At 65.9% G+C, this 6,504-nt stretch carries 9 protein-coding genes; 5 read left to right on the plus strand and 4 right to left on the minus strand.

Translation table 11 applies throughout. From position 1 onward, the window contains the following. Positions 1-16: 16 nt before the first annotated feature. Positions 17-712, minus strand: a complete 696-nt coding sequence (locus tag ABEI27_RS12965; RefSeq protein ID WP_375799826.1) for a hypothetical protein — start codon at positions 710-712, stop codon at positions 17-19. Between the two features lie 153 nt (positions 713-865). Here ABEI27_RS12965 and ABEI27_RS12970 point away from each other — a divergent pair, with 153 nt between their 5' ends. Together ABEI27_RS12970 and ABEI27_RS12975 are read left to right on the plus strand one after the other, a co-directional pair. After that, positions 866-1,345: a TRAM domain-containing protein gene (locus tag ABEI27_RS12970; RefSeq protein WP_375799827.1), complete on the plus strand. Its 480-nt coding sequence runs from the start codon at positions 866-868 to the stop codon at positions 1,343-1,345. Between the two features lie 144 nt (positions 1,346-1,489). Continuing rightward, entirely contained in the window at positions 1,490-2,065 is a 576-nt protein-coding gene (locus tag ABEI27_RS12975; RefSeq protein ID WP_375799828.1) for a Tfx family DNA-binding protein, read from the plus strand. A 64-nt stretch (positions 2,066-2,129) separates the two neighbouring features. Here the strand turns inward: ABEI27_RS12975 and ABEI27_RS12980 are convergent, their stop codons facing one another. After that, positions 2,130-3,236 (minus strand): mannose-1-phosphate guanylyltransferase, encoded by a 1,107-nt coding sequence (locus ABEI27_RS12980; protein WP_375799829.1) that lies wholly within the window; start codon positions 3,234-3,236, stop codon positions 2,130-2,132. Then, the gene (locus ABEI27_RS12985) at positions 3,233-3,541 is read right to left on the minus strand and encodes a hypothetical protein (protein ID WP_375799830.1); all 309 of its coding nucleotides are present in this window, start codon (positions 3,539-3,541) and stop codon (positions 3,233-3,235) included. The genes ABEI27_RS12980 and ABEI27_RS12985 overlap by 4 nt, the downstream gene beginning before the upstream one ends. A gap of 170 nt (positions 3,542-3,711) precedes the next feature. Here ABEI27_RS12985 and ABEI27_RS12990 point away from each other — a divergent pair, with 170 nt between their 5' ends. From ABEI27_RS12990 to ABEI27_RS13000, 3 genes are all read left to right on the plus strand, one after another. After that, entirely contained in the window at positions 3,712-4,641 is a 930-nt protein-coding gene (locus ABEI27_RS12990) for a replication factor A (RefSeq protein ID WP_375799831.1), read from the plus strand. Between the two features lies 1 nt (position 4,642). Further along, a complete protein-coding gene (locus ABEI27_RS12995; protein ID WP_375799832.1) occupies positions 4,643-5,290 on the plus strand; it encodes an RPA family protein in 648 nt (215 codons plus the stop codon). Between the two features lie 80 nt (positions 5,291-5,370). Further along, positions 5,371-5,781, plus strand: coding sequence for a ribbon-helix-helix protein, CopG family (locus tag ABEI27_RS13000; RefSeq protein WP_375799834.1), 411 nt, complete (start codon positions 5,371-5,373; stop codon positions 5,779-5,781). 76 nt (positions 5,782-5,857) lie between these two features. On the opposite strand, the gene ABEI27_RS13005 is transcribed toward ABEI27_RS13000, so the two are convergent. Continuing rightward, positions 5,858-6,313, minus strand: coding sequence for a DUF5814 domain-containing protein (locus ABEI27_RS13005; RefSeq protein ID WP_375799833.1), 456 nt, complete (start codon positions 6,311-6,313; stop codon positions 5,858-5,860). Positions 6,314-6,504: the final 191 nt, after the last annotated feature.

The following is a 6,504-nucleotide window of genomic DNA, read 5'->3' on the forward strand; positions in this document are numbered from 1 at the left end:
GAGGCGAGCGTAACGCTCAGCGAGCCCGCGAGGACCGCCGATCCACTGCTGAGGTCAACGCCACGTAGAGGCTCGGGACGACCGCGACTGCCGTGCCGACCAGTAGCCACGGCGTCAGCGAGTCGCCCTGAACGACACCGACGGCGACGACTCCGAGGCCGAACAGCCCACCGGCTCCGGCGGCGAGGCGCTTCGTCCGCGCGTCGAACGCAACGCCGCGGGCCGTCCCGTAGAGTGCGGAACCGAGTCCGAGGACGACGCCCGCGCCAGTGCCGATGTACGGAGCCTCGAGGAGAACGCCAGTTCCGACGAGTCCGACACCGAGGAGGCCGCCGGTGAGGACGGTGGTCCGGGCCGGGAGGGGGTTGACGTCAGCCTCATAGCGGGTCGCGTAGCCAGCGGCCGGGGCGGCGAGAAGTGCGCCGACCAGGAGCGCAAAGAGCGCACCGCGCGGGGTCGCGTCGTCGAGGAGTACACCGAGCGCGCCGCCGGCCGCGACGACGCTGCCGGCGGCGAGGAGCCACCGCGGGCGAAGCGTGGCGGCGGGGTCGTCGTCGCGGAGGATCCCGAACGCGACGAACGGGTATGAGACGATGGCAGCCACGACGACAGTCGCGTAGAGGCCCCACCCGAGGACGGCACCGGAGACGACAGCCGAGATTCCGAGAAACACCCCCGTGATGACGGCGAACTCGGGGACACGACGGGACATACCACTACTCGGAGCGAGACGGTCGAAAGCGTTGCGGTGAGCGGTTCCGAGCGCGTAACGGGGCGATTGACCCAGCGGCCGCAGCGGCAGTATCGACGGCCGATCGCCCACGGACCCGCAAGCGTTTAGACAGGCCGTGGAGTATTCGATTCTATGTCCGACTGTCCGTTGGCCGACGACTGCCCCCGGTTCTCTGAGCGGATCGACGGGATGGGGTGTCAGTACTACGGTGACCGCGGCGGCGCAGAGTGGTGTAACAACTACGATCAGCCCATCCGCGACCTGAAGGCCCAACCGGTCAAGCCGGGCGAGGAGGTCGTCGTCGACGTCGACGACATCCACGAGAGCGGGGCCGGCGTCGGTCGGACCGACGACGGGTTCATCGTGCTCATCGACGGCCTGTTACCGGAGGCCCGCGCGGTGGTCCGGATCGACCGGGTGAAGTCTAATCACGCGACGGCGAAGAGGGTCGTCGAGCGAATCCCGCTCGACGAAGACGAGGACGAGGCCGAAGCCGACGACGGCGACGAGGATACCGAGGCCTCAGACGACAACGACTCGAACGACCAGCGAACGAGCGGACGCGACAGATCGACCGCACTCGGCAGCCGAGACAACTTCTGGGGCGGATAGCCCCCTGTCGGATCGCGGGAAGAGACGGCACGGACAGTCGTCGTTGTGAGAACTCGCCGGAGTCGGTCGGAACTCCGTGGCAGGGGCTGCCTGGCCCCGCGTCGCTTCTGTATCTTTTTTGCACGCGGACCCAAAAGTGGGCATATGGACGACGCCGAGCGGGACGACCTAAAGTCGGGTGTGGATGGAGAGAACTCCGGCGGGTCGGACGACACGGGCAGTCGCGACGGCGTCGACTCGTCGAATGCGGAGTCGGAACCGAGGCTCGAGGTCGATGAAGCACTCGGCGAGATCGGATTCGACGCCGACGAGAGCGTGCTGACGCGGCGGCAGGCTGAAGTGCTGGTGCTCAGAGAGCGGGGCGTCCGTCAGTCGAAAATCGCGTCGATGCTCGGGACGTCGCGGGCGAACGTCTCCAGCGTGGAGTCGAGCGCGCGGCGAAACGTGGAAAAGGCGCGCGAGACGGTCGCCTTCGCCGAGGCGTTGGCTGCGCCCGTCCGCGTCTCCGTCGAAGAAGGAACCGACCTCTACGACGTCCCGAAGGAAGTGTACGACGCCTGTGACGAAGCCGGAGTGAAGGTCAACCGGACCGCGCCGGAGTTGATGAAGTCCATCTCCGACGCTGCGGGCGACGCTGTTCAGGGTAGAGAGGTGCGAGAGTCGCTGCTCGTCGGCGTGACGACCGGCGGGCGCGTGCAGGTGCGCCGCTCCGCCGACTGACTGGGCTCGCCGGATTCGACGGCTAAGCCGGGTTCGACCGGTTGGAACGCCCGACTACTGCAGTTCAGAACTCGCCTCGCTCTTCCAGCCGTCGAACGAGCTGTTTGACGTCCTGTGCGCGGTCTTTCGGCACCACGAGGACGCGGTCGTCCCAGGTCACGACCGCGAGGTCTGAGACGCCGATCAGTGAGACGTGCGCTTCGTCGGCGGCGACGACGTTGTCTCCGGCGTCCAGGGTGTGGAGTTCGACGGTGCCTGCGGTGACGTTCCCGTCATCGTCGGGGTCGACGACTCGCTCCAGCGCGTCCCAGGCGCCGACGTCGTCCCAGGGGAACGAGACCGGGACGACGGCGACCTCCTCGGCGACCTCGAAAATGGCGTAATCGACGCTCACGGGATCGACGGACTCGAACACGCCAGCGACGTCCGCGGCGGTGAACCCCGCGTCGAGAGTCGCGGGCAGTTCGATCGATCTGAGGGCCGTCGCCACCCCAGCGATTGGGGAGTCGGCGGCCGCCTCCAGAAAGACAGACGGCCGCCAGGCGAACAACCCGGCGTTCCAGTAGTGGCCGGCAGCGACGTAGGACTCGGCAGTTTCGGGGTCTGGCTTCTCGTGGAACGACTGGACGGGGGCCCACGCGGTGTCCGGTTCGGCGTCGGAATCGGACTCTGTTGCGGCCGACGGTCGCCGTGTGGGTTCAATGTAGCCGTACCCCGTCTCCGGCCGGGTGGGCTCGACGCCGAACGTGACGAGCCGACCGGTCGCGGCGGCTACCTCGGTCCCTCGCTGGATGGCGGCGGCGAAGCCCGTGCCGACGAGATGATCGCTCGGGAGGGCGAGGATCACCGGATCGGTGAACGCCGCGTCAACGCGTGCCGTGGCGTAGAGCAGTGCCGGACCGGTATCGCGGCTGACCGGTTCGACCAGAACGTCGACGTCCGGAACGCGCTCGCGGACGCCGTCTGCGTAGGATTCCCGGGTGACGACGACTACCTCGTCAGCCACGTCTCGTGCGCGCGAGACGGTCTGTTCGAGCAGCGAGTTCGACTCGAACAGCGAGAGGAACTGCTTCGGACGGTCGGATCGGCTGGCAGGATACAACCGCGATCCGGTGCCGCCGGCGAGGACGACGGCGACCACCGGCCCGGCGGGCGTCGAGCCTCCCGTCATTCCCACGTCTCGACGATGCTGTCGCGGACGTCAGCCAGACAGCCTTCACAATCAGGGTGCCCCGCCTCGAAGCACGCCGGGGTGCCGTCGGCGTCGACGTGGACCGCGCGGCGCTCGGCCTCGCGACGGCAGACGAGTTTCGCCCGCCCCTCGTCGTCGCGGGGGAGCGCGCGCACGACGTCCTCCTCCGCGCGTCCGTTTTCCTCGTCGTCGCGGCCCTCTTGATACGCATCCCTGGCGCGAGCGTACTGCCGCCCGGCCTCGCGGAACTTCCGTCGGAGGATCCGTTCGAGACGGTCGCTCATCGGCTGTGTGTGGTGGCGCGAGTGGTATCAATCCGTTGGTCGGTTTCGTGGCGCAGCGGCGGTAAACGGACGCTTTTTCACGTTCACTCCGGTTACAACAGTTTATTACCGATCGGGAACCAAACGCCGTGTGCCTCCCAACGGAAAACAAGGTGGAGGCGATTGCAACTATGTCAGACCTGCGAACACACGCAGCGGAGATAGCGGAACAGTTCTCGGAGCACTTGGACGTCGATGAGTCAGACGTCGAGGAGCGTCTGGAGACGCTCGTCGATGAGTACCGGGTGCCCGTCGACGAGGCGCGCCGGTCAGTCGAAAACAGTTACCTCGAAGAGGCCGGCCTCGAACGCGACGAGATCGGTCAGGGCGGCAACGACGAGGTCCGCGTGGCCGACATCGACGAGGACGAACAGTGGATCGACGTGACCGCGAAGGTCGTCGACCTCTGGGAGCCGCGGAGCGAGTCGATCGCACAGGTTGGCTTGCTCGGCGACGAGTCCGGCCGGACGAAGTTCGTCGCCTTCGAGACCTCAGACCTCCCCGAACTCGAAGAGGGCGCGGCCTACCACCTGGGTAACGTCGTCACCGACGAGTACCAGGGGGACTACTCGGTGAAACTCAACCGAACGACGACTATCGAGCACCTCGACGAGGACATCGAAGTCGGCGACGACGCCGTCACCGTCGAGGGCGCGCTCGTGGACATCCAGTCGGGAAGCGGCCTGATCAAGCGATGCCCGGAGGACAACTGCACGCGCGTCCTCCAGAACGGGCGCTGTTCGGAGCACGGCGACGTCGAGGGCGAGTTCGATCTCCGGATCAAGGGCGTCCTCGACGACGGCGAGACCGTCCACGAGGTCATCCTCGGCCGCGGGGTCACTGAGGACCTCACCGGGATCACGCTCAACGAGGCCCAGCAGATGGCGAAAGACGCACTCGACACGGCCGTCGTCGTCGAGGAGATGCGCGAGGATCTCCTCGGAACGTACTACCGGGTCTCCGGTCCCGAGTTGGGTCGGTACGTCCTGGCCGACGAAGTCGAACGGCTCACCGAACCAACCGATCCCGAAGCGGTCCTGATCAAAGCGAGGTCGATCTGAGATGAGTTCCAACGAGATTCCGTCTCGAGAAGTCGCGCGGCGTGTGTTCGCAGACGAGTTCAACGACGCCGCCTTCACCTTCAAAGAGTCTGAGGACGACCGCGCGCCGGTCTACCAGTTGCTCCCCACGGGGGCGAAGGCGAACCGAGTATTCTTCGTCGGCACGCTGACCGAAAAAGACGACGTCGGCGAGGACAACGAGTACTGGCGCGGTCGCATTGTCGACCCGACGGGGACGTTCTTCGTCTACGCGGGGCAGTATCAACCCGAGGCCGCCGGCACGCTCCGGGATCTTGACGCGCCGGCGTACGTCGCCGTCGTCGGCAAGCCGCGGACGTACGAGACCGACGACGGATCGGTCAACGTCTCCGTGCGACCGGAATCGATCCAGGTCGTCGACGCCGCGACCCGGGACCGCTGGGTCGTCGAGACCGCCGAGCGGACGATCGATCGCATCGGTGCGTTCGACGAAGAGGGGAACGAGTACGCGCGGATGGCCCGCGAGGAGTACGACCTCCCGACCGATCGGTACACGGGGGCGGCCGTCTCGGCGCTGGAGAGTCTCGAGGAGTCCGACGGAGACGAACTCGGCCTCGGCGGCGCGGGCGGTGCGCTTGAATCGACCGAGGATCTCCAGCCGGAGCCGTAGGCGGGCCCTGAGACGCCGATTTCGTGGCAACGTCTGACGAAGCATTAAGTGGATCGACCGACGTACTGACAGACGAGATTATGGGCAACAAAAACAAGACGATCTCGTTCCGCGTTAACGAGGACGCGTTCGAGACGCTCCGGGAGATCGCGGAAGAGCGCGACATCTCGTTGTCGGCGGTCTTCCGCGATTACGTGGACACGCTCGTTGCCCACGACGGCCAGGTCCAGGTCGTCCCCGAACACGAACTCGAACAGCTCCGCAACGGCGACGAAGAGAGTTTCCCGCCGAAGGTCAAAGTGCCGAAGAGTTTCGTTAGAGAGCACGAACGGCTTGAACTGGAAGCCGACCATCTCCGCGAGCAACTCGAAGAGCACAAGCGGTACGTGAACTACCTCCGCGAGCAACTCGAAGACGAGAACGAGGAGATCATTCAACTCGAGGATCTCGACGAGAGCGAGGCGGAAGAACCATCCTTTCGACTTGGATAGCCTCGACGGGTTCGAGCGGCCGCTCTCGGGAGACCGACCGCGGGACGACTCAGGCTGAGTAGTCCCAGTACCAGCGTTACCCCGAGAGCGCCCGCCGCGCCTTCCGCATTTTCGCTTCCATCTCGTCGTTACCTTCGACCTCGGCGAGCGTCTCCGCTGCCTCCAGCGTCCGGACGGCGCTGTCGAGGAACGAGAGGACGTCGCCGGGATACGCGTACAGCATATATTCGTCGCTCATCACGTCGACGATGGCGTCGGGACCGAGGCCCTGCGCGCGCAGTTCCAGCATGTAGCGGACGAACTGCCGTTCGGGGTAGCCCGTGTAGAGGTCGTCTGGGTTCTTCGGGTCGAGGAAATCCTCGGCGAAGTCTAGGAGGCGGTCGCGGGTGGCGTCGTCGAGTTTCGTCATCCCCTCGCCCGAGTAGAGGACGTCCATCGTCGCACCGGAGAACGCGCCCTTCGGAATGGTTACGTCCAACTGGGAGACGATCTGGCGATGATTCTTCAGGTAGATCTTGTCCGTGATAGCCACGGTTGCCCGTTCGTAGCGCGTTCGGCGACAAAAGGTTCGCGGTGCGGCAGACAGTAGATCCGTCTGTGGGAGACCGGCGCACTCCGCAGGAGAGTCGTAACGTATTTGACTGCGACGGAGGTACGAGAAGGTGCGCGTCCGGGTTAGGGTAGTGGACTATCCTTCAGCCTTGTGGAGGCTGAGACGCGGGT

The organism is Halobellus sp. (assembly GCF_042218505.1).
Classification (GTDB): Archaea; Halobacteriota; Halobacteria; order Halobacteriales; family Haloferacaceae; genus Haloquadratum.